The organism is Kitasatospora sp. NPDC091276 (genome assembly GCF_040684355.1).
Classification (GTDB): Bacteria; Actinomycetota; Actinomycetes; order Streptomycetales; family Streptomycetaceae; genus Kitasatospora.
Map to the genome: position 1 here is coordinate 1 of NZ_JBFBFU010000086.1, position 1,195 is coordinate 1,195.

Genomic DNA, 1,195 nt, shown 5'->3' on the forward strand with positions numbered 1-1,195 from the left:
GCTATTGAAGTTGAATTCGTGATGTCGCTCGGATGGGTGAAGCAGTAGCGTTCGCCTGCCGTTGGAGGGTTGGTCCCGGTAGTCGTGTGCTGTGAGGTATGCACAGGGTGGCGGTTTGACCGACGCGGAGAGGGCCGCGCGGGAGCGGATCCGACGGCAGGCCGTGGATCGCTTCGAGGGCGGTGAGAAGAATCGGGACATCGCGGCCGCACTGCGGGTGAGTGTGCGTTCGGTGGAGCGCTGGCGCCGGCAGTGGCGCGAGGACGGCGCGGCAGGAATCGCCTCGAAGGGTTCGCCGGGTCGTCCAAAGCTTTCCGATGCCCAGATCATGAGGCTGGAGCGGGAGTTGGAGCGTGGGCCGCTTGCCCACGGCTGGGACGACCAGCGATGGACCTTGGCTCGGGTGAAGACGCTGATCGGCCGGATGTTCCACGTTTCCTACACCGTGGAGGGCACGTGGGTCCTGCTCAAGCGGCACGGCTGGTCCTGGCAGCAGCCGGCCCGCCGGGCCATCGAGCGTGATGACGCGGCCGTCGAGTTGTGGAAGAAGGAGACGTGGCCGCGGGTAAAAGCGCCGCGGCGGCCCGCGAGGCCTGGCTTGTCTTCGAGGACGAAGCCGGGCAGTCGATGAGGCCGCCGCGCGCCCGGACCTGGGGTCGGGTCGGCTGCACGCCCGTGGTTCGGGTGCGCGGCCGAGGAGGCGGCCGGGTCTCCATGGCGGGGCTGAGCTGCTACAAACCCGGTCAGCGCTCGCGGATGTTCTACAGCTTCCACGTCTACCGGGGCCGCAAAGGTGAGAAGAAGGGCCTGACCTGGCAGGACTACCGGGACCTGCTCATCCGGGCGCACATCCAGCTCGGCGGTCCGATCGTGCTCGTGTGGGACAACCTGCGTGCCCACCTGATGCCGCCGATGCAGGAGTTCATCAAGGCGAGCAAGGACTGGCTGACCGTCTTCCAACTCCCCTCGTACGCTCCCGACCTCAACCCGCAAGAGGGCGTCTGGTCGCTGGTCAAGCGCACCATTGGCAACCTCGCCGCCGCCGACATCGACCAACTCGCCCGAGCCGTCAAGCGCAGCCTGAAGAGACTCCAGTACCGCCCTCACCTCATCGACGGATGCCTCGCCACCACCGGCCTGATCATGGATCGCTGACCAGATCTCAGACCGACATCACGAATTCAACTTCAGTAGC

The 1,195-nt window shown here is 66.4% G+C and carries 2 protein-coding genes; both read left to right on the forward strand.

The features are described 5' to 3' along the window. Nucleotides 1-91 precede the first annotated feature (91 nt). Entirely contained in the window at nt 92-631 is a 540-nt protein-coding gene (locus AB0O19_RS38470) for a winged helix-turn-helix domain-containing protein (RefSeq protein ID WP_363589629.1), read from the forward strand. Further along, nucleotides 628-1,155: a transposase gene (locus AB0O19_RS38475; protein ID WP_363626398.1), complete on the forward strand. Its 528-nt coding sequence runs from the start codon at nt 628-630 to the stop codon at nt 1,153-1,155. Before AB0O19_RS38470 ends, AB0O19_RS38475 begins: the two co-directional genes overlap by 4 nt. Nucleotides 1,156-1,195 lie beyond the last annotated feature (40 nt).

Bases quoted from the DNA above. Each gene is read 5' to 3' on its own strand.
- AB0O19_RS38475 (WP_363626398.1), top strand. From the start codon at position 628: ATGAGGCCGCCGCGCGCCCGGACCTGGGGTCGGGTCGGCTGCACGCCC.